This window comes from Sulfitobacter sp., from assembly GCF_041552635.1.
Classification (GTDB): Bacteria; Pseudomonadota; Alphaproteobacteria; order Rhodobacterales; family Rhodobacteraceae; genus Sulfitobacter.
On record NZ_JBFEKM010000038.1, the window covers coordinates 1 to 26586 of the forward strand.

Here is a 26586-nt window from a genome sequence, read left to right on the forward strand (position 1 = left end):
CAATCTCTTGCGAAATTGTCCTTGTTGAATAACATCTTAGCGAGCCAATAGCCCTAACGAAGTATATATGACTGAAGCACAAAAACAGCGCCTTGAGCGCCAACTCTGGAACATTGCCAACGAGCTGCGCGGCAAGATGGATGCCGACGAGTTCCGCGACTACATCTTGGGTTTTATTTTCTACAAGTACCTGTCTGAAAAGCAAAACCTCTTCGCCAACAAGCTGCTCGAGACCGAGGAAGTGAAGTCCTACGCCGAGGTCACCGATGAGGGCGACCTCGAGGCCATCCGCGAAGAGAGCCTAGAGAAACTGGGGTATTTTCTGAAGCCCGCTGAGATGTTCAGCGCCGTGGCGAAGCGTGGGAACGTGAAGGTCGATGAGAACGACGAGGAAACCGCTGGCAACTTCATCCTTGAAGACCTGCAAAGCATCTTGAACGCCATCGAGCAAAGCACGATGGGCAACGACAGCGAAGACGACTTCAACAAGCTCTTCGAGGACATCGACCTGGCCAGCACCAAGCTGGGCCGCTCCCCTGCTGCCCGCAACACCCTGATCGCCAAGGTGCTTGCTCACCTCGATCAAATTGATTTCCGCCTTGAGGAGATTGATGCCGACGTCCTGGGCGACGCCTATGAATACCTGATCGGGCAATTTGCCTCAGGGGCCGGAAAGAAGGCCGGGGAGTTCTACACCCCGCAGCAGGTCAGCCGAATCCTTGCGAAGGTGGTAACCCTTGGAAAATCCAAGATTAAATCAGCCTATGACCCCGCTTGCGGGTCTGGCTCGCTGCTGCTGCGCATCGCCAAAGAGGCCGAGGTTGGTGAGTTCTTCGGGCAGGAGCTCAACCGCACGACCTACAACCTCGCGCGGATGAACATGATCCTGCACGACGTGCATTTCAGCCGCTTTGATATCCAGCAGGAGGACACGCTCGAAGAGCCGCAGCACATTATGGAGCGGTTCGAAGCCGTGGTGGCCAATCCCCCATTCTCAGCCAAGTGGAAGGGCGCGGATAACCCGCTAAACGAGACTGATGACCGGTTCAGCATCTACGGACGTTTGGCACCCGGTTCTAAGGCTGACTTTGCCTTTGTACAGCACATGATCCACCAGCTGGCTGACAATGGCACAGCAGCTATTGTGTTGCCGCATGGGGTGTTGTTCAGGGGGGCGGCCGAGGGTGCAATTCGAGAATACATCATCAAGGAACAAAACTATCTCGACGCAGTGATCGGGCTTCCGGCGAACCTGTTTTACGGGACATCTATCCCCGCTTGCATCTTGGTGCTCAAGAAATGTCGCGTGAATGATCAGGACATCCTGTTCATAGACGCCAGCCGTGATTTTGAAAAGCAGGGTAATCAGAACCACCTGAGCGACGAACACGTCGAAAAAATTATCGAGACCTATGCCAAGCGTGAAACGCTTGAGCGCTATTCCTACGTCGCGCCGATCACCGAGGTGGCTGAGAACGACTACAACCTCAATATCCCCCGCTACGTGGATACCTTTGAGGAGGAAGAGCCCATCGACCTGAACGCCGTGACAGCTGAGCTGCAAAGCCTTGAGGCTGAGATGGCCACAACAGACGCCACAATCGCGGGGTACGCCCGCGAGCTGGGTATCCCGTCCCCGTTTAATTCCTAAGCCGTGCCCATGACACAAACACATAAACAGAACGTGCCAAAGCTGCGGTTTCCGGGGTTTGAAGGAAACTGGGCTCACTCCCGTCTTGGGATGCTCGGCACTTTCAAATCGGGCGTTGGCTTCTCAGAAGTGGAGCAAGGTGGAACAAACGGTGTACCATTCTACAAAGTGTCTGATATGAACTTACCTGGCAATGAAGCCGTAATGACGACTGCAAACAACTACGTTACGGTAGATCAAATTTCGCGTCTGAAATTCAAGCCAATCCGTGAACGTGCTGTGATTTTTGCAAAGGTTGGCGCGGCCATTTTTCTTGAGAGGAAACGGCGGGCTGAAAACTTCCTACTTGATAACAATATGATGGCCTTCATTCCTAGGGAAACGATAGCAGACGAATATCTTAGTCACCTATTTTCCAACATTCGCCTCTCAAAATTTGCTCAAGTTGGCGCTTTGCCTTCATATAATAGCTCTGATCTGGCAACAATTAAGCTTCACCTCCCCACCCTACCCGAACAACGCAAAATCGCGTCTTTCCTTAGCGCGGTAGATACGAAGATCGCGCAGCTCTCACGTAAGAAGGCCCTGTTTGAGGACTACAAAAAAGGCTGCATGCAGCAGCTGTTTTCCCAGAAAATCAGGTTCAAGGATGACGACGGGAACGATTTCCCGGATTGGGAAGAGAAGCGGCTGGGGGAGGTATTTGAGCGGGTTCGTCAGAAAAACAGTGTTCGAAACGAGAATGTTCTAACCATTTCTGCTCAGAATGGGCTTGTAAGCCAACTCGACTACTTCAACCACTCCGTAGCTGCGAAAGATACCTCTGGATACTACCTTCTCGAGAAAGGTGATTTTGCCTACAATAAGAGCTACTCAAAGGGATACCCAATGGGCGCTATCAAGCGCTTGAAATTTTACGAGCGCGGAATCGTATCAACACTATACATTTGCTTTCGTTCAAAAATTTCAGGTGCTGAAGACTTTTTCGAATGCTATTTTAATTCCGGCTTTCAGAACAGGTGGCTTGCGAAGATTTCTCAAGAGGGCGCGCGAAATCACGGCCTACTAAACATGGCAATTGAAGACGTATTCGATATGCCTCTACCCTACCCCCACCCCGCCGAACAACGCAAAATCGCCGACTTCCTCTCAGCCCTCGACCGCAAGATCGACCTGGTAGCGCAAGAGCTGACCCACGCCCGCAACTTCAAGGCTGGCCTGCTTCAGCAGATGTTCGTCTAGTTTTTTATTTTCACCCGCATAACCCTTTGGCCCTATGAGCACACAAACCGAACAACAGCTTGAAGACGCACTCATCGCCCAGCTTGAAACCCTGGGCTGGGACCGCGTGACCATCAAGGACGAGGCTGATCTGGTCAGCAATCTCAAGCACAAGCTGGAGGTTCACAACAAGACCAGCCTTTCCGAGGCGGAATTCAAGCAGGTGCTAAACAAGCTCGCACGGGGCAATATCTTCGAGAAGGCCAAGACCCTTCGCGACAAGGTAGACTTCACCAAAGACGATGGCACGACCGGCTACATCGAGCTGATAAACCAAGCCCAGTGGTGCAAGAACCAGTACCAGGTCACCAATCAGATCACGATGGAGGGGTCATACAAGAACCGCTACGATGTAACCCTTCTGGTGAACGGCTTACCGCTGGTGCAAATCGAGCTGAAGCGGCGCGGACTCGAGATGAAGGAAGCCTTCAATCAGACGAACCGCTACCATCGGCACAGCTTTTCAGCTGGATACGGGCTGTTTGGGTTTTTACAGCTCTTTGTCATCAGCAACGGGGTGAACACGAAGTATTACGCCAACAATCCCGTGAACCGCAGGGACTTCAAGCAGACTTTCTTCTGGGCTGACGAAGAGAATAAGACCATCCGTCAGCTGAGCGCTTTCGCAGAGGAGTTCCTCGAGAAATGCACCCTCAGCAAGATGATCACGAAGTACATCGTCTTGCATGAGAGCGACCAGCTTCTCATGGCGCTCCGACCTTACCAGTTCTACGCCGTAGAGCGCATTGTCGAGCGCGTACAAAACACGACCAAGAACGGCTATATCTGGCATACCACCGGCTCAGGAAAGACGCTCACGAGCTTCAAGGCGGCGCAAATTCTGACTCAGAGCCCGCACGTTCACAAAGTGGTCTTCGTTGTAGATCGCAAGGATTTGGATTTTCAGACCATCAAGGAGTTCAACAGCTTCTCTGAAGGCAGCGTGGACGCAACCACGAACACCGCCAATCTGGTGAAGCAGTTTGCAAACGATACACCGCTCATCGTGACGACGCTTCAGAAGCTGAACACTGCGATCAGCAGCCAACGGCACCTGAAGGTGATGGACGACCTCAAAGATAAGCGCATGGTTTTCATCTTCGATGAATGCCACCGCAGCCAGTTTGGCGAGACCCACAAGCGCATCACCGACTTTTTCGGGAACGTGCAGATGTTTGGCTTCACCGGCACGCCGATCTTTGCGGAGAACGCGGCCAAAAACGCCATGGGAAAGCGCACGACCAAAGACCTGTTTGGCGAGTGCCTGCATAAGTACGTGATCACGGACGCCATCCGGGACGAGAACGTTCTGAAATTCTCGGTCGAGTATATCCGTACCTTCAAAAGCAAGGACGGGGTGCAGGACATCGAGGTCGAGGCGATAGATACCGCTGAGGTCATGGAGGCCCCTGCCCGGCTCGAGCTCATCGCTGATTACATCATCGCGAACCACAACCGGAAGACCCACGACCGAAGCTTCACCGCCATCATGGCCGTGTCCAACGTGAAAACCCTCATCGCCTACTACGAGCTTTTCAAGCGCAAGAAGGACGCTGGAGAACACGATCTCAGGATCGCGACAATCTTTTCCTACCAAGCCAATGAAGAGGATGCTGAAGCAGACGGTATGGGCACCGGAGACGACCTGCCCGATGATACCCACCCCGTGAACACCCATAGCCGGGACGCGCTCGAGCGCTTTATCGGGGACTACAACGCCACCTATGGCAGCAACTACAACACCCGCGACAGCAAGCTCTTCTATGCCTACTACAAGGACATCGGGAAGCGCGTGAAGAATCGCGAGGTCGATATCCTGCTGGTGGTGAACATGTTCCTGACCGGCTTTGATAGCAAAGCCCTCAATACCATCTACGTGGACAAGAACCTCAAGCACCACGGCCTGATACAGGCCTATTCCCGCACAAACCGCATCATGGGGACGAAGAAGTCCCAGGGGAACGTGGTGGCCTTCAGGAACCTCAAACCCGCAACCGACAAAGCCATCGAGCTCTTCGCCAACAAGGACGCCCAGGAAGAGATCATCCTTGCGCCCTATGAAGACTACCTGAAGAAATTCGAAGAAGCCGCAGCCGCGCTGCTGGCGATCACGCCAACCGTGGACAGCGTCGATGATCTGCTGACGGAAGAAGATGAAGCTGCCTTCATCAAGGCTTTTCGCGAGGTGATCCGGGTTAAGAACGTGCTCGAGTGTTTCACGCAGTTTGACCCTGAGAGCCTGCCTATCGATCCGCAGACCTTCGCCGACTACCGCAGCAAGTACCTCGACCTCTATGACAAGGTACGCGGCGAGAAGACCAAGGAGAAGGTCTCGATCCTTGATGACCTCGATTTCGAGATCGAGCTTATCAGCCGGGACAAGATCAACGTCAGCTACATCATCAACCTGCTACGCAACATGGCAGACAAGCCGCCCGCAGAGCAGGCAAAAGCCCGCAAGGCTATTAGCGATGCCCTCGATACCGAGGCGCAGCTTCGCAGCAAGAAAGAGCTGATCGAACAATTCATCGAACAGCATTTCGCGCGCCTGACCCCAAGCGATGACCTGGGCGAAGAGTTTGACAGCTACTGGGCCGCACAGAAGCAGGCAGCGCTTGAAGCCCTGAGCGAGGAAGAAGGCCTCAAACGTGAGGCTTTGGACAAAGTGCTGGCCAATTACCTCTTCACTGAAAAAACCCCCATGCGGGATGACGTTATCGGGATCATGGAAAAGCGCCCTGCCCTACGCGAGCGCCGCAGTATCGCCGACCGCGTGATCGAAAAGATCAAAAGCTTCGTAGAGACCTTCATCGAAGGAGTGGACTAAGCCTCTCCCCTACTTTTTGACTGCTTAGAACGTGATCCGGAAAACTTTGCGTTTTCCGGATTTTCCGTATAATGTGTAAAGTATCTTCTAAGCACAAGGTCTATGAACATGAAGACTATGACAGCATCCGCTGCGAGCAAAGAGTTCGGTCTGTACATCGACACCGCGCAGCATGAGCCCGTGCTCATCACCAAGCAGAACCGCCCAGTAGCCATCACCATGTCGATTCAGCAGGTTGAGCGCCTCTTCAAGGGGCAGGTCGAAGCTGGGATCGCGCGTGGGCTCGCAGATGTTGCCGCAGGGCGCTACAGCGAGATGACCCCTACTCACCTGGAGGCCATGCGAGCAAAGTTTAAGTCACCAACCAGCTAAGCATGAAGGTTATTATCACCCAAACAGCGGAGGATTCCCTTGAGGAAATCTACCGCTACAAGTGCGATTACAGTGTCGCCCACGCAGATGAGTTCTTGAGCAATATCTACGCGTTCACGACCCAGAACCTGTCGCAGTTTTCTCGTCTCGGGCACGTGTATAACCCCGAGCGGGGTTTGTTTCGTCTCATCTACGCCAAGGCCTTCAACATCTACTACACGATACGTGAGCAAGAGGTCTTCGTCCTGTTTATCATCGACGGCTCGATCAGCCTGAACCAAGAGCTGGCCGACCCCGCTGTTTCATTGCCTGAGCTTTAATCCTCCCCTCGAGGCTTCATAGCTCGCTCAAAGTTTCAGTTATTTCGGTTATACTGATTTAACCAGTTAAATAGGTTTGACCTAAAACTGACCCCCCCCCTCCAGCAGGCATTATAAATAGGTTATTTCGGTTTAACCAAATTAACGAGTAAAATCGAAACAACAAGTTATTTGCGTTATTTCGGTTTATCCATATACTCAGCTGCATGAAAATAACTGTCTACAACATGAAGGGCTCAGCGGGGAAAACCCCGCTCGCCGTGAACATCGCGCTCGACCGGGAATACGCTCTGGCGACCAACGAACCCTACAACCTTTTGGACACCATCCTCCCTGAGGAGCGGCTTTTCTCGCTGCAACCCGATGAAGAGTTTCCGGACTTTCCTGAAGGAATAGACGTGGTGTTCGACCTGGCTGGTCTCATGTCGCGCGATGCGCGGCCAAGTATCGTCTCAGCGGTCTCACAATCAAACGTGGTGCTGGTGCCTATCTACAATGAGCTGAAGTGCATCCATGCGGGGATACACACGATCAACGAGCTTCTACCGTACAACAAGAACATCGTCGTAGTGGCGACGAAGCTGGTGAAGCGGAAGGGTGAAGCCTTCAAGGATTGGGCTGACAGTGAGGACGCGAAGAATATCAAAGCCGTAGTGGATCACGCGATAGGGCAGGGGATACCGGTCCTTCCGCTGAAGTTCTCCCGCGTGTTTGATACCATCTTCGAACAAGAGCTTTCCATCCGTCAGATGATGGAAAAAGACGCCCTCGCTCGCTACACCTATCGGGACGTGGCAGCACAGTTCGACACCTTACTTTCTTACCTCGAGCAGCATTATGCCTAAGAAAAATGACCTCTCCATCTTCAAAAAGGTTGAATCGGTTAATTCGGTTAAACCAAGTGAACCAAAACCTATTCTTGCGCCCAAGACTGTTGGACGAAAACCGAAAAGCGCTGAGGACAAAGAGTCTGAGATTGTAGCGATCAAGTTCACCAAAGCTGAGCTTGCGAAGCTCGAAGAAAAGGCGGGCCTCGTTCCGAAGTCCACCTATCTCAAACATATCTTACGAAGCAAAACAGATATTTTCGACTGAATCGGTTAAACCAGTTATTTTGGTTAAACCAATTTAACCGGTTGTTTCAGTTGTTCCTCAAGCTCATCAATCTGTGCTTTTAAGACGTCCGGCTCAACTGAGCCGTTTTTTTGTGCCCAATCAGCAGTGGAAGGGAAGCTTACACCGCGAGCACTCCAGAAATTTCTGATTTCCACAGCGTTCAGCCGGTCTTTCCAACCTGATTTTTTGAAAGCATCCACATAGATGTGGCTTCCAAGGCCGAGCTGAAACTCTTTCATAACAAGGTCTCCCTGGGTCTCAGGAAGGGCCTGGAAGGCTTCCTCAATCATTTCCACACATGACCGGCGATATCCCGTCTCTGCATCTCTCTGGGCCTTTTTGAGGGCTTCTAGCTTACGCTCGAGCTTCTCGCGCTCCGCTTTTGCCGTCTGAACCACCTCAAGATGTTTTTTCTTCTGCGCATTTTCATTGTGAAAATCTTGCTCGACAGCAGCCCTCAGAAAGCCCGCTTTGGAAGATGTAATCTTACCGCTAGCCGCTTGAGAGCTCGCCAAATCGAGCTTCTCGAAGATGTACTCTTCGTCATGCTCAAGCACCCAAGCGCGGGCAAGAGTTTTTGAAACCCCTTCAGCCATCAAAGCTTTGTACGCAGGCATCTGAGTGATGTCGTCTTCGGTATCCATTCCGATAAGCGATAACTGCGGATTGGGCCGTATAATAAAACGCAGGCCAGTCACGGTGCGTCCCTTGCGCTTGGTCTCGAGCTCAAGCTGGATGTTGGAAAGCTCGTTCACTTCCTTCATCGCCGGTTGGATAACCGCTCGGTTCAAAAGCTTGAACTGCTTGTAGCTGGTCAACTGATCGACCGACATGAGCTTGCGGAACACATCCACATCCCACCAAGGGGTGTGAGCGATATCCACATAACGATAGCAGTTTTCATAAAGGACCAAAGCATGGGCGCTCTTCATTTCCCTCAGAACGCTCAGATTTATCTTCGAATACACGTCCGGATGATACAGCTTCTCCGCAAGTGACTGCTCATAACGATAGGTGCACACTCCACCTTTGAGCTTCGCATAGGGCAGGAGAACCATGGCTTCCCACGAGGTTTCCCCATCATCTTCGAGCACGTCAAACTCGACTACGGTTTCCATCAGACCCTTGAGAGCGCCCTTGAGGTAGGCTGAGTTATGGCTATCAAAGCCGATCATCTCACACAGGACCGAAGCACTAATCTTGTGCTCTTTCGCTGTAAGGAGCTGGTCATAGGCGTTGTACAAAAGGGCGTTCACAAGCTTGCGCTGAAGCAGGGAAAGCTTCGCGCCAATGTGAATCGCAGCGACATGCTTCTTTAGTATCTGCTTGTCTTTGCTGTATTTTTCAGGCTTCATTTTCATAGGTGAATGCAGTTACCTTTTATTCATTCACCATTCTACACATTTTTTGTCAGATGCAAATTTTCTTCTCAGAAAGCGGTCAGGTCACAAGAAGCCGCTCCCATATCCTTTCACCTTGCCCCCATAAACATACACCTTCAGGGGATGGTTTGAACGCTTCGCGGGATCCGAAGTCTCTTACTTTTCAGAGTCTTGAGCTTGCTCCCATATCCTTTCACCTAATGCCCCCATAAACATACACCTTAGTCACTTTTTCCCTTTGTAATCAGCTTTCTAAGGCGTCACTCCCATATCCTTTCACCTTACAACCCCACAAACATACACCTTACATGGCCTGCGCCGTATTTTGTCGCTATTTATCAATGATTTACGGGGTCTTTATGATTGCTCCCATAAACGTTCACCTATGCTCCCATATCCTTTCACCTATGCTCCCATAAACATTCACCTATTAAGGCAGTTTGCTCCCATATCCTTTCACCTTTCCTCCCATAAACGTTCACCTTACCCCCCGTAACATCCTGTTTTTAAGCCACTTTTCAGGCCCTAAACATATTAAACGTTGTTACTTAAACATATTAAACAACAACAGGGAGCCTTACGGCTCCCCGTCAGCTCAGGTTGTTGCTTTCTATTTTTGAAAATAAAAAAAGGTATGGAAGGGGGGCGGTTTACGATTTGCGCCCAAGGAGCCAGGCGTTGAGATCCTCGAAGCCTGCGTAGTAGCTGCGCATATCCACAAGTTTTGCGGCATCTTGCGCGTTTTCAAACAGTTTGCGGCTGGCAGCAGCGCCCGCGTCGTCGTTGTCCAGGTACAAGCGCACCTCTTCAAAACGCAGATCATTGATGTAGGGCAGGGCACGTCTCCACAGGTTCGTGCTGTTGAGCACCAGCACCGCCCCCACGGGCTGGCTGGGCTTGTCTTTCGACAGGTAGGACAGAAAATCCATGAAGCCCTCGAAGACTTGCAGCCGGGTTGCTTCCGGCTTGTCATGGAAGGTCACCGCCTTGCCGGTTCCTATAAAGCCCTTAAACAACGCGTTACGGGCCTCAAAGCCCTCTCCCGCAGGGTAACCAAGGGCAAAGTAGCTCCAGGCGTTCTGAGGGGCCTTAAAATCGATCTGAGAGAGGTGTTGGCGCGCAATATCATGGTCGATACCCCGCTTGGTGAGATATTGCAGCAAAGCTGGATGCTCGAGCGGCTTACAGTCCACCAATTCCAGGGCCGTACTTTTTTCTTTTTCACCCGCAGAAATCTGATTTTCTGACACAGCATCATATCGGCGCGTAGCGCCGCGCGAGATTCCGGCAGAGGTGGTCGGCGCTGAGAGCGCCGGGGAGTAGAGCCCGGTTTTATCGAGATGGGCCAATGCGTCACGTACATCGCAGGAGCAGAGCTCCCGCACGAGGTCGAGGATGGTGCCGCCCGTGGCTGCACCATGGTCAAACCACAGGTTCTTGACGGTATCGACCTTGAAGGACGGGTTTTTGTCGCCGTCGCGAATAGGCGAGTGATACCACAACTCACGCCCGCCCATGCGGGATTTTTGTGGGTTGAGGCCCTGACGCTCGAGGTATGCTGCGAGCGGAATGCATTTGGCTTGAGCGATGTTCATCGTTTCAAATGTTACACGGGTAAGAGCGTTTAGGTGCTGAAAAATGGGAGGGGGAAGCCACACAGAGTCTTGTAATCCTACCGCTGCCCCTGGGCCGTCAAGAACCGCGCACCGCTGGCCCAAAGGGGCACGGCGCGAACGGTTCCCGCTGCGCTTTGACCGCCCCGAGGGGAGGGCGCGGTGGATTTACAATGTCTCAGTGCTGAGCTGAGGCGGTTTATTTTCTAACGTTTTACATATGACGTTACACAACAGACGGTCCCGTGAGATCGCAGCGCTGAATGACTTGGCGCGCAAAACCCTTCGGCAGTGCCGAGTGGTGTTCACGGAAGGCATCCTGGCTTTATCCGGTGACGACCAATTCGAGATCCTCAACAAGGTTCGAAGCTTTGACCGTTTCACCCCGGACAACGACCCTTACGGCGAACATGATTTTTGATCGTTCAACCATCAAGGGCGCAAGATTTTCTGGAAGTGGGACTATTTCGACAAGCTCAGTTGCTACCTGAGCCCGGACCCGACCAGTACATCCATGACCAACAGGGTTCTGACGGTTATGCTGGCCGAGGAATACTAGGCCCAACATCATCCGAAAACCGCTTTGCGGGGTGAGCGTATCACCTCGTTTTTTATTTCCTCATATACCCAAACATGAGTACACCTATCTTACTGAAAAATAGTGAAAACACAAAAGTTTCTGACCGTGATTTCCGCTTTCCAAAGCGGGCTGCGTTCGAGTTTTATCCAACCCCACCGGAGGCGACACGGGCGCTTTTATCTGTGGAGAGTTTCCAGGGCGATATCTGGGAGCCAGCGTGCGGCGACGGGGCCATTTCCAAGGTGCTTGAGGCGGCTGGATACCAGGTGATGTCCACAGACCTCATCGATCGAGGCTACGGGGCAGGGGGCCACAACTTCCTGAAATCCGAGACCCCACTGGCGAAGAACATCATCACCAACCCACCCTACGGAACCCATGGGCTCGGGGACGCCTTTGTGCGCAGGGCTCTCATCCATGCCCGCAAGACCGGGGGCAGCGTGGCGATGCTGCTCAATCTGCGCTCGCTGTGCCATCCGGACCGCACGCCGAGGTTTCAGCGATGTCCACCGACCGCGATTTATGCCCTCGATGACCTGACTTGCTGGCCGGAAGGAAAGCCGGTGTCACGCTACGCCCGCATTGCAAAGCAGCAATATTACTGGGCGGTCTGGCATCCGGGGAAGGTCGAGAGACCAACGTTCTGGTGGCTTGCAACCAAGCCATTCCGTTAGACATCACCGCCCCGCCGTTTAGCGGGGTTTTCTTTTTTTGGCTTCCAATGGTCAGGGCTTTTGAGCAATCAGCGTTGTGACGTGTTCGGCTCCGTCGAGCCAAACCGCAGCATCCGGGCTGCGCCACTCTATTAGTTTTCTGATACGCTCAAAATCATCCGTCAGGTTACGGTAGAAAATGGGCTCATGATGCGCGATCCGATTCCGAAAACGCCGAATATGCTCGATGTCTTGGTGCATGGCGGCGCGGGCCTGTTTGACTGTCAGGTTCTGGTCGTATCCGGGAAACGCCGTCACAAAATGGGGAGCCCACAAGCGTACATCCTGCCCTTTGACAAAGAGATATTGCCAAAAGGCGAATTTGAGTTCCGCGACAACTTTTCCCGGTGTTGGAAGGCGTCGAGCCAATCCCTGCACATCATCTCGGGGTTGGTAGCCCTTGCCGCCCCGCAGGCTTGGCAGGGTGTTATAAAAACCGCGATTGAGGTGCCATGTTTGCCCGAACTCTTTTTCAAGGGCTTCAACCGCACCGTTACGAACGGCAAGCTCACAAAATTGGAGGGCCAGAAAGAAGGCGGCTGAAATATCAGCATTCCAGCAGTATAACTGCATAGCACGGTGCCGATCTGCGCCTGTTTCTTGCAAATATTTCGCAAATCTGGGCGCAGAAAGAACCGCCTCAAGAGCTGCGATTTGTGTTGATGTAAAGGACCTCGTCATGGTTCGGACAGTCAACTATTTGTTGACTGTTATCAACTATTACCCCATATCAGAAATATACGGCTTTGGGGTACGCGGGCGCTAGCGCCTTCCCTCATCGTCTACAGAAGATCGGCCCGTCACTTTGTGGCGGGCTTTTTCTTTTTCTCTAAACTTTTGACAAACATTACTTTTATCGCACAATTCTCCCTGACCGCCTAAGGGCGTTCATCTACCCACCAGTCTTTCGAGACTGGTGGACGCCAGCCTTGAAAGACTCCCCAAAACAGGGAGAAGAGGCATGGCACAACATGCAAACGGCCTTGGCCGCAACGACGCTTTGGCAGCGTTCAAAAAAACCTTTCGCGAGCTGGCACCCTACAAACACCGCTATGAGGTTTTCAAAGACTTCGTGACGATGGCCGCGTGCAGTCTGCACAACAGCCTTCACAAGGACCCCGCCCGCGAAGAGGAATATCTGCGCATCATCGCAGGCTACAAAAAGCCAGACCAAGAGGCCTTTCCAAAATTGATGGCCCACTTGGTTATGGCGCTAGACTCTGAGCCCCGCGACATTCTCGGGCCGCTCTACATGGAGCTCGAGATTGCCAACAAGGACGCAGGGCAATTTTTCACGCCACCCGAGCTTTCCGAGCTGATGGCCAACTTGACCTTCGGGGATATGCTTGGCCGCTTGGATAGCCAGCCGTTTATCACGGCAGGTGAACCCGCATGCGGGGCAGGGGGGATGATATTGGCCTTGGTCAAGGTGATGACGCAGGCAGGACACGACCCCGCCCGCAAACTCTGGGTGCAGGCTATCGACGTGGACCGGATGGCAGCGCTGATGTGCTACACGCAGCTGAGCCTCTGGAACGTGCCCGCCGAGATTATCGTCGGGAACACGCTCAGCTGGGACATCCGCGAAGTGTGGTACACGCCTGCCCATCATATGGGGCTTTGGAAGTACCGGCTGCGCCGGATGGAAGGCAGCACCGAGGTCGAAATATCCACCACGGAGCAGCCAGCGCAGACAACACCACCGCCTGAACCGGCGACCCCTCTGACATCGCGCGCACCTGAACCCCCAGCCGTCAAGCCAAGCCAGCTTGGCTTTGATTTCTGAGGTGCCTGATGAGCACCGATTATGAGGAACACCAGATCGACTGGAAAGGCTAGAACATTGCCGTTCGGTGGTGCCCGCAGTGGCTGGGCGGTGATACCGCCCACCTGGAGATTGTGACCAAAGACCGCCAAGCGCACCCGATATCTGAGACCGGATACCGCTCGCATTTCTGCGCGCGCGAGTTGGTGGAAGAGGCGGGTGGCCCGGTCGCGTTTGTCACCGCGTGGTTGGAGACGAAAGACGACGGGAAACCCGTTCAGCTTTCGCTCCTATGAAACTGAGAGAGCCCCCAACGAGGGGGCTCTTTTTTTTAAGCACTATTCTAAGCGTCTTCCCCAAAGTCTGGTCCTACATTAGGTGGTGCCACTTGGTCCTACATTAGGTGGTGCCACTTGGTCCTGCGTATTGGTGCCGCCACCACCGATGCCAAAGTCGAACCCGCCGCTGTTGAAATCATAGCCACCGTTCAGCTCGATGTAGCTGTTGTCCATCAGGTATGCTGCCCCCAGCGACCCACGAAAGCTTTGCGTGCCGAACATGTAGTCGAGCCCGAGGGACGCAGCGGCTTTGTCTTTTTCGTCATTGGAGAACAGGCGCACACCGACGCCGGTGTTCACCTTGCCGCCCCCAAAGGTGAGATTGAGACCAAAGCCGACAGTAGGATCAGCGAGGGCAGGGCTTGCCAGTGAAAGCGCCAGAGCAGATGCGGCGATAAGTGATTTTTTCATAATGAGCCTTAGTATGTTTTCTGAGTGTTATTTGAGCGCAACAGCATGTTGGCAACTCTTTATGCGTGTATTTGAAGTCAAAAGGGCGGGCTGATGTTTATAGGCCGCAGTGGTATGTGCGCGTGTCAGATTTAGGGTTCGGAAGCGAAGTGGATTTATTTTGAGGTCTTTACACTTGGAACATGGCCTCGAAATAAATTTGAACGCTTGTGCCCTTTGCTGCCGCTAGTCTATCCATATTGCAGATTTTCTTGAGGAAAAAGCGCATTGAAAAATAAACTGAGTATAAGTGCCTTCGTTGCAGTCATGTGTCTTCTGATCGTCTCTGGTTGCGAACCAGTAGCAGATGGTGGGCAAAACCTAGCGTTAAGAGAGACGACGTCGGTAGATCCACGGCCGCTTCGCCATTCTGAATTTTCCAAGATTTTTGGCGGAAAAACATTCTCTGTTCCAACTGAAAAGCTGGAAGGCAATCGAGATGACTCTTTTCGTCAATCAGTCACTTTTCTTCGAGAAGATACGAACCGAGCGTATCGGTACTATCCCAACTGGACACGCGGTGACCCAAAACGTGGGAAGCTAAGCTACTATGCTTTGGGTGCGGTGAAGAAAACGCAATCAAGCGAACCAGTAGTTTTCCGAGGGAAGGCATATCAAAAAGCTCCGCTCTTCTGCTTTCAGGATGAGTTGAGCAGCAACTCGCACTATTGCACAACGATTTTTGAGGCGAATGGTCAGTACTTTTTCGGGTTGGCCGAGAATGATCCTATCCTCTTCTCTGACGGCTACCACAACCTAATGACACCGCTGGTGAAGCGGGCTGTTGCAGATAACAACAACACACTTCTGTGGGCGCTTGCTGGGGACTTCAAACGTCTTGAACCAGATTTGGTTGGTAAGTTTCGCAACGCCAACATGCGCGTTTGGGCCGACAATCAAAATGCAATCAGGGCACATAATGCAAGGGTTGCAGCAGATCGAGCGCGCGCTGAAAAGGAAGAGCTCGCTCGGAAAGACGCGGAACAACGCGCCTATGAAAAACGAAGAGCTGCGCAAGAAGCCAAGTGTCGCCGTGAAACAGGAAAGCCGTGTCCAGGGGCCGGTGGTGGCTTGGTTGGCGCAATGCTGCGTGGCGGTATTAGCGCAGCTAAGAGCAGCTCATCAGTTAGCTCTCCGTCCAGCTTTTGCGGGATAAACGACACTTGCTATAGGTTGGTAGAACAACGGAGAGGCGGTGCAACAGTTCAATGCACCAAAGGGATATATGCCAGTACTGAGCGTTGTATTATGGTCAACAAGAATGGGAGATGGGCAAGTGGCTGCGGAATCTCAGACAGTGGTGCCCATCATTATACTTTTGAAACCGCTGCAAACAAAGCTTGCGGCCAATAGGTTGAAAGCGAAACTTCGTTTCGAAGAAAGCTTAGCAAAAGAGAGCCCCCGATTGGGGGCTCTTTTCTATTCTGAGGGATCTCGTAGCAATCGCAGTTTTTCATATCCGATGCCAAGCGTCTTGCCGCGCCCATGGGGTTCAAGGTCCGTCATGGGCAGCTCTACATCATAGGCAAACATCCCGCCCATCGTGTAGGCATAATCACCGGTTCCGACGACGCCGATTGTGCCTTTTGGCAGCCACGCACCCAAGCCGCGCACGTCCTCGATCAGCTCGACCCGGCGATGCCAAAGGCCAAGGGCTTTGACGAGATCTTCGTCTGCTTTGCCGATGCGCCCGATGAGGGGCGCGAGGGAGGAGCCGTGCAGGTCGATATCTTGGAAATCGGCGGTGAGGCGCAGCTTGTGAAAATGCCCCGCCATCATCATCAGGTCGCGGCACCAAAGCCCCTCGCGCTCTTCGCCTTTGGCCTCCGAGAAACGATTCACGCGCAGAAACTTTGGATCAACCCACGGATGGTCTTCGGGGAACTCCCCAAAGGCCACGGGCCCAAAATAGCGAAGGCCGTCGCGGTCGAACACGGTGTAGCGGTCATCCTCATCGATCCCGATGAGGATATAAACACCCACACCGAAGATGGGCGCTTGCTCTAGCGTGCGGGGATAGAGGCTTGGATCTAGCGTGGTCATGGTCCCAGTGTAACACTGGCGCAACCGGTTCCCACCCGCTTTTTTCTTTTTCACCCGCAAGCTTTTGAGCCTAAATCCACGTGAAGATTTTGTGAAGCGGCTCAAAAATTTTGACATCGACCGCCTTTTTGAGAAACTATAACGACAGTGCTAATCTGACCGTGAGGTGAGATTGCAAGATTGCATCTTTCGTTGTAAGGAATCCCGAGACCTTACAACGAAAGACATCTTGTGAGGGCCAGCCCCTCAACCCCGCTTTCAGGGGAGCGCCCCTAAAGAATGACCCCCAAGGTGCTGAGAGCACCCGCTGCCCGCCCTGGGCTCCGCCCGTTCGCAGCTCAATTGCTCCACTGGAACAATTGCCGCAAGCGGATCGGAGCTCACTCTGCCGCCCGCCGCCGAATAATCCAGCCCGAGGGCCGTTTCATTCACCCCGCCAGCTCTAACCCCCAGTGATGCCATGCCCGCCAATTCTGCCCAATATCAGCGCGATTATCGCGACCGGACCAAGCGCCAATACAAGGATGTATCGGTGCGCTTGCCCGTCGCTGATTATCGTGAGCTGAAGGCATACGGGCAGGGCAACGGCATGGGGCTGGCGACGGTTCTGCGCGAAGGGGCCCTGGCGCAGATCCGGGGCAGCAGCCTGCGCGCCAGCGGCGTGGAAGCCGAGCTCAAAGAGCTGCGTTTCCTGCTGGCCACCATTGCCAACAACGTGAACCAAATGGCGCATCACTCCAATGTGGTCCGACACGTCGTTGATGAGGGTGGCGCGCTTGCCAAGCTCAAGGAGCTTGAGGCCGTCATCGAGGGCTTTGTAGATGATAAACTGACGCCACGATGATTATCAAAAGCATGAGCCGCAAAGAGCCCAGTTTCGGGCAGCTCGCCGCCTATATGAGCGACGAGAAATCCGACCGCTCTTTCGATTTGCACCACAACCTATTCGCGCGCGATCCTGGCGATATTGCCACCGAGTTCGAGGCGAACGCGCAGCGCCTAGGACGGCGGCGTGGCGGCAATTATCTTTACCACGAGATCCTGTCGATCGACACGCGGCTATGCGGTCAAAGCCGGGAGGTGCGCGAGAAGTTGCGGTTGCTGGCCCTGGAGTTCATCCAGAAACGTTGCCCGCGCAATATCGTCTACGGCGCGCTGCACCGCGACCATGCTGAACATCTGCATTATCATCTGATGATCAGCGCCAATGAGCGCGGCGATGCCAAGCGGCTGCGTTTGACCAAGGCCGCGTTTGATGCCGCCAAGCGGGAGCTCGAGCTGAGTGCGCGGACCAATTATCCCGAGCTGAAACAGACCGAGATTCTGGCCTCGACCCCACAAGAAAAACAGCAGCGCCGCGAGACCCGTGAGGGGCGTAATGCCCAAGAGATGAAAAAACGCGGGGCGCGGTTGACCAAGACCGAAGCGCTGGCCCAAGAGCTGCGCGCGATCCTGGCCTATGCCAATTCGCAGGCCGAGCTCGAGCGCTTGCTCGCGCAGAAGGGTTTCACCTTCTATGAGCGCGGCAAACATTGCGGGGTGCGCCCGATCCCTGGGGAGGGCGAGACCAAGGGCCGCAAATCCTACCGCTTTGCGACGCTTGGCATTCAGGCTGAGTATGCGGATTTTGTGGACCGTGTTGCGCCAGTGATTGAGCCCGAGATGGAAGAGGACGTCCGGGCTGAAAAAGGCGCTGCGGGTGAAAAAGAAAAAGCGCCCGAAGGGGCGCAGCGGCAGGAAGAGACGCGGGCAGAGCCTGAGCCCGCCTCACAGCAAGACGCAGATGCTAAAGCTGCGCGCGATGCTCAGGAGGCCTTTCGCCAAGAAATGGCGGAGCGCCGCGCCAAGCAGGCCGAGAAAGAACGCACACAGGCCAGGACACAATCGCGCGGGCCGCAGGGTCGCAAGCGATGAGGCGGCATTGCTGGGCTTGTGAGATATGTTCGGGTATCGGTAAAACGGCTGATCCGTAAGAAATTGAAGGCGCATGTTTCCAAATTTATTCCCTAAAAAAGACGGCATGATTGGCAAAGCGCTGCGCAAGCAGCTGCACCGCTCTGTGCAGAGCCTGGTGTTTGGTAAAACGCTGCTGCGCAAGGAAGGCGCTGAGTTCGCAAAATCCGGTGAGGTGAGCGAGTATTTGTCGCGCTCCAATACGGGGCTCCTTTTGGACGGCAAGGATTTGCGCTTGTCTGAGCAGGTCAGCTTCCAGAACGTGGCGGTTTACGGGATCACCGGGAAGGGGAAATCCACCGCCATTGCCCGTCCTGCTATCCTGGATAAAGCCACCAGTGACGCGGTGATGATCGTGAACGATATGTCGGGGGATCTCTACCGCGACACCAGCGGCTACATGAAAGCGCGGGGCTACCGCGTGATTGTGCTGAACCCGAATGACTTGTCCCGCTCGAACCGTTTCAATCCGTTTTTGGGCTTAAAAGATCCGGCGGCCATCATGCGCATGGCCGAGCTGTTCAGCAAAACCAGTGGCGACGGCGATGACAAGTTTTGGGCCAGCGGGGCCGAGCGGTACATCCGGTTTTTCCTCAAATGCCTGGGCACGATGCCCGACGTGTTCAACACGCCCCACAATCTTTACCACTTGCTGAGTAACTTTGGCAGCGATGGCGAGGACCTGGACGAATGGGTGGCCAGCTGCGCCAAGGACGATGTGTTCTTGCAAAACGAGTGGAAGGCGCTGACGACCGGCGCGGATGAAACCATCACCAGCTTTCTGACCAACGCGCTGGTGGCGCTGAAGATCTTCTCGGAGCCCCACGTCTGCGCGCTGACCTCGAGCTCGAATATTGATTTGGCGCGGCTGCGCAAAGAGAAGACCATCATCTACATCGTGACGCCGCCTGAGGATCAGGCGATCTACCGCCCCGTAATCTCGATGTATTTCCTGAGCCTTATTCACGCGTGCATGAAGCAGCTTCCAGGGCCGGACGATTTTCCCGTCTATCTGATTTATGATGAGTTCGGGAACAGCTACCTGCCCGGCTTTGACACGCTGATCACCACGACGCGGAAATACCGCATGTCGTTCCTGCTTTTGATGCAGGGCCAACAGCAGCTGATCACCAAATACGGCAAAGACCTGATGCATGTGATTATGTCCGGGATTGCGACACAAATCAGCTTTGGGGCGGCCGAGCATGTGACGGCCAGCTTTTTTGAGCAAAAGGCCGGACGGGTGCGGATGTTTTACCGCAACGAGGAACGAGAAACCCACGTCGAGCATCAAAGCGAATACAACCTAATCAACGCCAGCGAGATCCGCGAGCTGCCCGATGACAAACTGCTGATCATCTCGGACAACCGCAAGACGACCCTGATTGACGTGTACCCGAGCCACCGCAGCGCGCGCTGGCTGCGCATGATGAAACTGCCCCCTGCCCCGATTGCCTCAAAGTCTGAGGATCGTTTGGTGTTTATCCCGCTATGAGCCGACCAGACCCCAAAGACATATTTGCTAAAAAGCCCGGAATCTTCTCCTGGATGAGAGACCGGGCCTATGACTTCGTCTATTATGAAATAGGCACAGGGCTTGATTTTGTGGGCGACTTGTTTCGGGGGCCGTTAGGGTATTCTCAAAGCCTGCACCGGCAGGCAGAGAAGGTCCAAACTAGATCGCACGAGGCCAAGCCGTTGAGCAAGAGAGAGCAGGCAGCATTTACCGAGATCCTCAAGCGCCGCCCATCGGAAGGCCAGGTGGATTATTGGAAGCGCAAAAAAGCGCTGCTGAAACACCCCGATAAGCACAGCATCATCGCCCAGCATCAGAGCCGCGCGCAGGACCAAGCCCCACAGCCCACAATCAAGGTCGAGGCGGCATCTTCCCCCAGACCGGCGCGATCCACAGCACCCACGCAGGCCAAAGCAAGGACCCGTCGATGATTGAATTTTTCGATGTGATGTTTCGCGCACTGACAGGCCTTAAACTGACATTCCCCAATCTCATCAGCCTCACTGCATTCTTTGCTGGAGGCTATTATTTTGCCGCCACGACCAAGCGGCTGAATCCCCTCAAGGCGGTGTTCGTGCTGTTTGTGGCGTATATCATCGCCACGGTGCTCAACGGCCTGCTGGGCGTCTATACGCTTGCCGTGGTCTTGGGGTTTTTGTCGAACCAGGGCGTGTTTTTGACTCGCGTATTGCTATGGGCAGAAAGCCTGGCCGAGATCCTCTTCGTCATGCGCCACCGCGCCGCCTACGAGGACATCCGCCGCGAAGAAGGCACCAGCAACAGTCGCGCCAAGCCCGAGGCCCCTCGCCCGCCGCCAAACCGGCCTAAGCCCAGGCAAGATGATGGCAATAAGCAAAAGTCAGGTGCTGGAGGCAAAGCCCGTAGCGACGGCCAAAGCAGCAGCTGGAAGCCCGGACCCGGGAAGTCCCAAGCCGACATCGACCGCTGCCTGCGTATCCTCGAGCTGGAGCCTGGCAAAACCTACACGCAGAAAGAAATCAAAAAGGCCTACCGCCGCCTTGCGATGATCCACCATCCTGACTTGCCCACGGGCAGCAACGATGCCTTTGTGAATCTGGGTATGGCATCGGATTATTTGGCAAAGCATGTATGACGAGGAGCGTTTTATTCTTTTTAACTGTGTCATTTCAAAATTTGGATATACCTTTTCAGGTTGACAATAATCTTTAAATTATAGCCATTTGTAAAAAACAGGAAGGCACTATAGAATATTATGAAATCCGCAGTACTAATATTATCCGCAGCACTTTTTTTAAGCGCATGTGATTCGCCCGCCCCATCGAGCTCCACGTCTACCAGTGTTGCTAGTACTTCGAATGGCTCGAGCACCAAAGCATCAAAAGGCCGTTTAAAGGTGCAGACAAGCGATGTTGAAGTCCATGCCTCAATTGCATCCAACACATCAACAAAAAGTTTTTCTGTAGGCCCAGTGTTGTGGAGATCGACCAGTTCGACACAAACGAACGGCGATTTCCAAGTAAAGGTAGTCTACGCGTTGAAAGACAATCCAACAACCCAGAGGATCAAGAGCGAAGGTCGTGTTGTATTTGTTGAAGCTTGGCCTTATTTGAATTTATATCGCCGCTTTCCAGACGGAAAAAGAGACGTTCGTAAGTATGGCGCAAACATAGAGGAATACCGATATGGATGTCGTAAGGCATCTAGAATGGTAGCTCTCGCACCACGTAACAATTATCAGGTTGCGTATTTAACAAAACAAGAAATCCCGATCAGGACAAAGAATGTAGCTGGATGGCAAGACCGCGAAATTACCGATATTAAGCCAGGTGGGCGCGTTCTTCAGGCTTCATTACGAGGGATTTCTCCCAGCGCCAGCAAGACCTGCTACGTACGCAGTACTCGGGACTTTTTCAAATGATTCCAAAGGTTTCAATGCCGCTATGGATCTTATGCCTGTTATTCTCAATAGCGATGGGAAATTCACCCGCTTATAGCTTCGACCTGACAAACACACTCAAGCAAACTGAAGGTGATTTCAATAACGCAGTAAAAGATGGCAAACGAAAAGAGCGCGAGGCTCAACAAAGAGCTGCAGAGCGTGAAGAACGCTTGAGGAATAGAGATCGATCAAATGATGTTTGCTATTCATTTCCGTCAGGATCAGATGTTCAAACTGCTTGTTTGAATGAGTATCCGAACAGCGTCAAAAATGAGCGAGCGAGGAATATCTTATTGGGGTATTGCGCGAGTATGGGAGATAGTTCCGATTTTTCAAGCGCCTTGAGCTATATATGCAGCAACGGGAAGAGTGCTTGCAGTATTCTAAAGGACGGCGACGCAGCTTACCATTGTGATCAATGTGGTGCTACACGAAGATGGCTGGCAGTTTATTCTCTCGGACGCCTCATTAAGTGCTTTAAATCATAGCGCACCAAGCCTTCAGGTGAAGCGAGATACGGCCCTTGCTGGGTCGCTCTCGCCCTCATCTGCTCGAACTAGTCCGGTATCGTACGTAGCACTGCTATCATGGTGACGGACATAATACTTCCACTTGGTAGATTCTGGTAGGGGAGCAGGTCAGGAGCTCTTTTTGTCTATCACTCAAGTTTTACCAAAATCCGCGCATTCATCTCGTCTGAGATTTTGACGTAAATATCACCCGAACCGTTAATCCGATCTTGGACAAATGACTTCACTGTTTTGCCTTTGTCATCGTAAACACCAATGTCAGCACCACGGTCGATCAACCGCTCAACAACTTCGAGGTTCCGGTTGTCCATTGCGGCCAGCAACAGTGGCGTAAATCCGTTTTGAACGGGGCTTTCGACGGTCAGTCCAGCATCCAGCAGGACATCAATCATATTGGGATCAGGGTTTTTCAGCGCTGCGATATGCAGCGCGTTCAAATCCATCACATAGGCTTTGGCATTCAGGTCAGCCCCTTGCTCAAGCAGATAGCGCACTGTCGACGGATAGGCGTAGGCAGCAGCAAACATCAGGGGCGTAAAACCGCCCTCATTTGCAGCATTCACATCCATCCCAATGCCAAGCAGCGCTTCGAGCATTTTGGTGTCTTGATCAATGATCGAGAACAGCATCATCGAGTCCATGCCATCGTAGACCATGAACTGACGGTCCCTCATGGGGCTCAGTCTTTGTCGCTCGATGGTGACGCCCAAAAACTCCCCCGGATGATCCTGCACATAGCGAGGAGACCACTTGCTCAGGTCCAGCAAAACGTCGGGATAAATTTCCGGAACATGCGAAATTGTCCGTGCCTTTGTGGTTCGCTCATCTAGGCGAGCAGTACGGTCAGCAGCAGCTTTCTTTTCCTTTTCAACACTACGCAATTCTGCATCCGCCTCAGCTTTGAGCCTGGCTTGTTGGCGCAATTCGGCTTCCTCAGCTTTGCGCGCCTCTTCTGCAATCCGTGCCTGCTCTCTGGCTTGCTCAGTTTCGAGGCGTTTCGCCTCTATCTCAGCTGACACCCGCGCCCGTTCCACTTCCCGTTCGACGCGGCGCTGTTCAGCGCGCAGATCCTCAGCGGCCTGGATGGCTTGCTGATCCTTAAAGTAGGAATACAGGTTGTACCCGGCGAACAGAAAAACGACCCCGATGACTGAGGCGATGATAAGATTACGGTTCATAGGGTCTCCAACTGTTTTTTGCTTTCCACCTCTTTCAGGGCGGCGCGATGTTCGATGAAACGGGTGACGCCAAGTAGCCCGAAGCCGCCCGCGATCACAACCGCCGAGGTCATGGCCCCACTTTGATCAACCTGAGAAATCAGCTCTTGCGCCCGGGCGCCGCCGTCTATGAATCCAAGGAAAAACTTCACCGCTGGGTTTTCGAAAAGGATCTTCTGCCCGAAATAGCCCAGCAGATACACCGACGACAGCGCTATGCCCCCGCGCGCTAAAAACGCCAGCTTGGAGGTGCGGGCAAGATACTGTTTCACCCGCTGATAATCGGCATAGAGCATCCCAAAAATGATGCCAGGGGCACCATAAATCAGGGACGTGCTGTACATCCCCATGAGGCCTTGCATGCCCGGTGTTTCGCGAAAAGCTGAACCGATAATGTACGGCGCGATCATCACGACCAACACAAAGAGCTTGGACCGCATCACCCAGGTCAAAAGTCCCGCAACAACCGCCCAGACTACCGACGCGTTGAGCAACAGAAATACAAACCCTGGGTCACCCATACGCCCTACCCTTTCTCTTTTTCACCAGCAGTATCTTCGGCAACCTGCCCGCCCGGACATAGTCGATAGAACGTGCTTTTTGAAATATCAAAACGGGTCATCAGATTCCGGCGCGCCTCGCCTGCCCTATAGGCTGCGCGAAGCTCAGCGACTTGATTGTCAGACAGCTTTTCACGCCGCCCAAATTTCACGCCTTTCGCCTTCGCTTTTTCAATTCCTTCGTTGCGGCGTTCAGCGATGAGATCTCGCTCAAATTCAGCCACCGCGCCAAGAAGATGGAAGGTCAGCCGACCAGCTGGCGTGGTGGTATCGATGCTTTGGTCGAGGACAATGAAATCCACCCCCTTGCGGTCGAGGGTCTTGGCGATGTCCTGAAGATCCGACATCGAACGCGCAAGACGGTCGAGCTTGGTGATGACAAGCACGTCCCCTTCCCTACAGAATTCAAGCGCAGCGTTCACGGCATCCCGCTTGTCGCGTGACGCCCCGGAGCGCTTTTCTTGGAAGAGCTTTTCACACCCGAAGGCCGTGAGTTTTTCAATTTGCGCATCGAGGCTCTGCCCGAGCGACGACACGCGAGCGTATCCTACTTTCATGGGTTCAAAATATCTTAGAAGTTATGGGAAAACAATATGAGACGAATTTTGGGACCGATAAAACCGTCGCTCGAGTGTCGTCCTACAAAGTATAGTTTACGGGAAAAGCAACAATGTCAAAACTTGAGTAGTCAGAATGCTGTAGTCAGCGAGTCATCTGACTCGTCTGAAATACTGCCAGTAACGTCGAAACAATTAGTAAGAGGCCATAAATAGTAAGAAAGAGCCCAGCTATATAGAACCACTTCCACACCTCCAGGTTTTCACAAATATATCTAGGTACGCTTTGCCATCCACAATCTAGCCAACTAAGGGCACACACGCCATTTTGCTTTAATCCGAACGCAGATATCAGAGCGGAAATCTGAATGAGTGCTGAATGAACAATAAGTGCTGTAAGTTTTGCAAGCGGTGAAACCTTTTGTCCGTCCCCCTTAGCCGCGAGCTTCGCCAAGTTCTCACTTCCAAAAAGAGCCAATACGATTGCAAATGTCGCCAGCGAAAAGCCAACTAGTGATGGAAACATCCCCAGTGCTAATGTGGGCCAGTCTGAAGTATAAGAGCGATCAAAAAAAAGGTAAGTAAGAATGGCCGCTAGATAGACATACGGTGTACCGATGACGTAAAATAATCCGCCCGCATCCTTGTAGATTCCAAATAGGACTTTAAGCAAAGGATCTACTCCTCAACAATGCTTTGCGCTTTAGCTCTATTTTCTTGAACAGCCCCAAATAGAAATTCCTTCATCTTTTGAAAGATACCAATCTCCGTCGCTTCGGCATCATCAGTAATAACAGTTTTCACCAAAGGTTTACTTTCAGAATTTGATGACACTGTTGCGCCTTCGTCTTCGTATCTTACGGATACGTTTCCATTCTCAGCAGCTAGAAGACCTAAAGCCTGCGTTTCTGGCCCTGGCTCAAGGTAGTCCTTATCCTTCGACTTAATTGTTCGAATGAGCTCATCGGCATTCTCCGCTTTTAATGCAGCCTCAAATTCCTTCGCTAAACCGTCCATAATATGATTGGGGCGACTAACGACAATTTTTACCTCCTTTAGAGTTTCAATTTTCAAAAGCGCCTCAATCTCATCTGAATCTTTGAATAGATCGACCTGAACTGCGCCAAAATCTCTTACAATTTCCGGCAGTGAGACAATTATTCGAAAGAATTTTTCCACTTGATTTGGACTGATGGATTTGCCGACAGAGTAAGTCATAACAGCAACTAAGTGATCTTTCTCTTCCAAATATATTGGATTACTAATGAGGTTTGGCCTTAAGTTCGAAGGAATGGATATCTTGTTTAAATCTTCTTCGCTGGCAGGCCCAAAACCACTTTCATCAAACCAATCCCCATCGACTTCAATAATTGAAAATTTCGAGATCGTCCCTTGCCGTGTTTCCTCATTAAAACTTGTAAGCGCCATTCCAATTCCTGGGTAAACCTGAACACTTTTCTTGAGATTATAAATTCGTTTTAAAAGATCGGGATAGTTCCTATCCTTATCATCAGGGATTCTTATGCTCAGAACAACTGCCTGGAATTTCTGTTTTCTTCCCATGTGAAGCGCGATCCCAAAAAAGTAAAATTTATATATTCGCCACAAGGACGTGCAACGGCAAGCTATCGCACACATCTTCCAATTGTACAGCATGGAAGATGCTGGGCTTCGCTCCCTCTCGCATCTAAGGTGGTCCGAAATATCAACCAAGATGGTCTGCTAACTTGATCTTCAACACAATCTCTTGCGAAATTGTCCTTGTTGAATAACATCTTAGCGAGCCAATAGCCCTAACGAAGTATATATGACTGAAGCACAAAAACAGCGCCTTGAGCGCCAACTCTGGAACATTGCCAACGAGCTGCGCGGCAAGATGGA

General features: G+C 52.6%; 26 protein-coding genes and 1 pseudogene. 17 read left to right on the forward strand and 10 right to left on the reverse strand.

The annotated features are described in order from the left end of the window. The first annotated feature begins 67 nt into the window (after positions 1-67). From ABYT07_RS06435 to ABYT07_RS06465, 7 genes are all read left to right on the forward strand, one after another. Positions 68-1651, forward strand: a complete 1584-nt coding sequence (locus ABYT07_RS06435; protein WP_372990219.1) for a type I restriction-modification system subunit M — start codon at positions 68-70, stop codon at positions 1649-1651. Positions 1652-1660: 9 nt separating this feature from the next. Beyond that, entirely contained in the window at positions 1661-2893 is a 1233-nt protein-coding gene (locus ABYT07_RS06440) for a restriction endonuclease subunit S (RefSeq protein WP_372990220.1), read from the forward strand. 34 nt (positions 2894-2927) lie between these two features. Beyond that, entirely contained in the window at positions 2928-5759 is a 2832-nt protein-coding gene (locus ABYT07_RS06445; protein ID WP_372990221.1) for a type I restriction endonuclease subunit R, read from the forward strand. A 102-nt stretch (positions 5760-5861) separates the two neighbouring features. Beyond that, positions 5862-6131 (forward strand): type II toxin-antitoxin system Phd/YefM family antitoxin, encoded by a 270-nt coding sequence (locus ABYT07_RS06450; RefSeq protein WP_372990223.1) that lies wholly within the window; start codon positions 5862-5864, stop codon positions 6129-6131. A gap of 2 nt (positions 6132-6133) precedes the next feature. Next, positions 6134-6451 carry a type II toxin-antitoxin system RelE/ParE family toxin gene (locus ABYT07_RS06455; RefSeq protein ID WP_372990224.1) on the forward strand — a complete coding sequence of 106 codons (318 nt, stop codon included), beginning with the start codon at positions 6134-6136 and terminating at the stop codon, positions 6449-6451. 206 nt (positions 6452-6657) lie between these two features. After that, positions 6658-7296 (forward strand): hypothetical protein, encoded by a 639-nt coding sequence (locus ABYT07_RS06460; RefSeq protein WP_372990226.1) that lies wholly within the window; start codon positions 6658-6660, stop codon positions 7294-7296. Beyond that, positions 7289-7546 carry a hypothetical protein gene (locus tag ABYT07_RS06465; RefSeq protein ID WP_372990227.1) on the forward strand — a complete coding sequence of 86 codons (258 nt, stop codon included), beginning with the start codon at positions 7289-7291 and terminating at the stop codon, positions 7544-7546. Before ABYT07_RS06460 ends, ABYT07_RS06465 begins: the two co-directional genes overlap by 8 nt. Before the next feature lie 23 nt (positions 7547-7569). Here ABYT07_RS06465 and ABYT07_RS06470 read toward each other — a convergent pair whose 3' ends face one another. Beyond that, a complete protein-coding gene (locus tag ABYT07_RS06470; protein ID WP_372990228.1) occupies positions 7570-8928 on the reverse strand; it encodes a replication initiation protein in 1359 nt (452 codons plus the stop codon). A 671-nt stretch (positions 8929-9599) separates the two neighbouring features. Next, positions 9600-10544, reverse strand: coding sequence for a toprim domain-containing protein (locus tag ABYT07_RS06475; RefSeq protein WP_372990230.1), 945 nt, complete (start codon positions 10542-10544; stop codon positions 9600-9602). A 238-nt stretch (positions 10545-10782) separates the two neighbouring features. Between ABYT07_RS06475 and ABYT07_RS06480 the strand changes: the two are divergent. Both ABYT07_RS06480 and ABYT07_RS06485 read left to right on the forward strand, forming a co-directional pair. Next, a pseudogene (locus ABYT07_RS06480) lies at positions 10783-11121 on the forward strand (DUF3768 domain-containing protein). A gap of 74 nt (positions 11122-11195) precedes the next feature. After that, positions 11196-11816 (forward strand): hypothetical protein, encoded by a 621-nt coding sequence (locus tag ABYT07_RS06485; protein ID WP_372990231.1) that lies wholly within the window; start codon positions 11196-11198, stop codon positions 11814-11816. A gap of 51 nt (positions 11817-11867) precedes the next feature. On the opposite strand, the gene ABYT07_RS06490 is transcribed toward ABYT07_RS06485, so the two are convergent. Beyond that, positions 11868-12428: a hypothetical protein gene (locus ABYT07_RS06490; protein WP_372990232.1), complete on the reverse strand. Its 561-nt coding sequence runs from the start codon at positions 12426-12428 to the stop codon at positions 11868-11870. Between the two features lie 388 nt (positions 12429-12816). Between ABYT07_RS06490 and ABYT07_RS06495 the strand changes: the two genes are divergently transcribed. Then, complete coding sequence (locus tag ABYT07_RS06495) at positions 12817-13641, forward strand: N-6 DNA methylase (RefSeq protein ID WP_372990233.1); 825 nt, start codon at positions 12817-12819, stop codon at positions 13639-13641. Between the two features lie 353 nt (positions 13642-13994). On the opposite strand, the gene ABYT07_RS06500 is transcribed toward ABYT07_RS06495, so the two are convergent. Continuing rightward, positions 13995-14369, reverse strand: a complete 375-nt coding sequence (locus ABYT07_RS06500) for a hypothetical protein (protein WP_372990235.1) — start codon at positions 14367-14369, stop codon at positions 13995-13997. A gap of 267 nt (positions 14370-14636) precedes the next feature. Between ABYT07_RS06500 and ABYT07_RS06505 the strand changes: the two genes are divergently transcribed. Further along, on the forward strand, positions 14637-15761 hold the full coding sequence (locus tag ABYT07_RS06505) for a hypothetical protein (protein WP_372990236.1): 1125 nt from the start codon (positions 14637-14639) through the stop codon (positions 15759-15761). Positions 15762-15827: 66 nt separating this feature from the next. On the opposite strand, the gene ABYT07_RS06510 is transcribed toward ABYT07_RS06505, so the two are convergent. Continuing rightward, positions 15828-16451, reverse strand: coding sequence for a hypothetical protein (locus ABYT07_RS06510; RefSeq protein WP_372990237.1), 624 nt, complete (start codon positions 16449-16451; stop codon positions 15828-15830). A gap of 460 nt (positions 16452-16911) precedes the next feature. Here ABYT07_RS06510 and ABYT07_RS06515 point away from each other — a divergent pair, with 460 nt between their 5' ends. From ABYT07_RS06515 to ABYT07_RS06540, 6 genes are all read left to right on the forward strand, one after another. After that, positions 16912-17295, forward strand: a complete 384-nt coding sequence (locus ABYT07_RS06515; protein WP_372990239.1) for a hypothetical protein — start codon at positions 16912-16914, stop codon at positions 17293-17295. 11 nt (positions 17296-17306) lie between these two features. Next, positions 17307-18365, forward strand: a complete 1059-nt coding sequence (locus tag ABYT07_RS06520) for a relaxase/mobilization nuclease domain-containing protein (RefSeq protein ID WP_372990241.1) — start codon at positions 17307-17309, stop codon at positions 18363-18365. Between the two features lie 73 nt (positions 18366-18438). After that, positions 18439-19899, forward strand: a complete 1461-nt coding sequence (locus ABYT07_RS06525; RefSeq protein WP_372990242.1) for a type IV secretory system conjugative DNA transfer family protein — start codon at positions 18439-18441, stop codon at positions 19897-19899. Then, positions 19896-20351 (forward strand): hypothetical protein, encoded by a 456-nt coding sequence (locus ABYT07_RS06530; RefSeq protein ID WP_372990244.1) that lies wholly within the window; start codon positions 19896-19898, stop codon positions 20349-20351. The genes ABYT07_RS06525 and ABYT07_RS06530 overlap by 4 nt, the downstream gene beginning before the upstream one ends. Continuing rightward, a complete protein-coding gene (locus ABYT07_RS06535; protein WP_372990246.1) occupies positions 20348-21034 on the forward strand; it encodes a DnaJ domain-containing protein in 687 nt (228 codons plus the stop codon). Before ABYT07_RS06530 ends, ABYT07_RS06535 begins: the two co-directional genes overlap by 4 nt. A 261-nt stretch (positions 21035-21295) precedes the next feature. Further along, positions 21296-21820 carry a hypothetical protein gene (locus ABYT07_RS06540; protein ID WP_372990248.1) on the forward strand — a complete coding sequence of 175 codons (525 nt, stop codon included), beginning with the start codon at positions 21296-21298 and terminating at the stop codon, positions 21818-21820. Between the two features lie 679 nt (positions 21821-22499). On the opposite strand, the gene ABYT07_RS06545 is transcribed toward ABYT07_RS06540, so the two are convergent. The 5 genes from ABYT07_RS06545 to ABYT07_RS06565 form a co-directional block, all read right to left on the reverse strand. Next, positions 22500-23549, reverse strand: coding sequence for an ankyrin repeat domain-containing protein (locus ABYT07_RS06545; RefSeq protein WP_372990250.1), 1050 nt, complete (start codon positions 23547-23549; stop codon positions 22500-22502). Next, positions 23546-24109, reverse strand: a complete 564-nt coding sequence (locus ABYT07_RS06550) for a hypothetical protein (RefSeq protein ID WP_372990252.1) — start codon at positions 24107-24109, stop codon at positions 23546-23548. The genes ABYT07_RS06545 and ABYT07_RS06550 overlap by 4 nt, the downstream gene beginning before the upstream one ends. Positions 24110-24114: 5 nt before the next feature. Then, on the reverse strand, positions 24115-24705 hold the full coding sequence (locus tag ABYT07_RS06555; protein ID WP_372990253.1) for a recombinase family protein: 591 nt from the start codon (positions 24703-24705) through the stop codon (positions 24115-24117). A gap of 145 nt (positions 24706-24850) precedes the next feature. Next, the gene (locus ABYT07_RS06560) at positions 24851-25378 is read right to left on the reverse strand and encodes a hypothetical protein (protein ID WP_372990255.1); all 528 of its coding nucleotides are present in this window, start codon (positions 25376-25378) and stop codon (positions 24851-24853) included. 5 nt (positions 25379-25383) lie between these two features. Further along, positions 25384-26268, reverse strand: a complete 885-nt coding sequence (locus ABYT07_RS06565) for a DUF4747 family protein (RefSeq protein ID WP_372990257.1) — start codon at positions 26266-26268, stop codon at positions 25384-25386. Positions 26269-26586 lie beyond the last annotated feature (318 nt).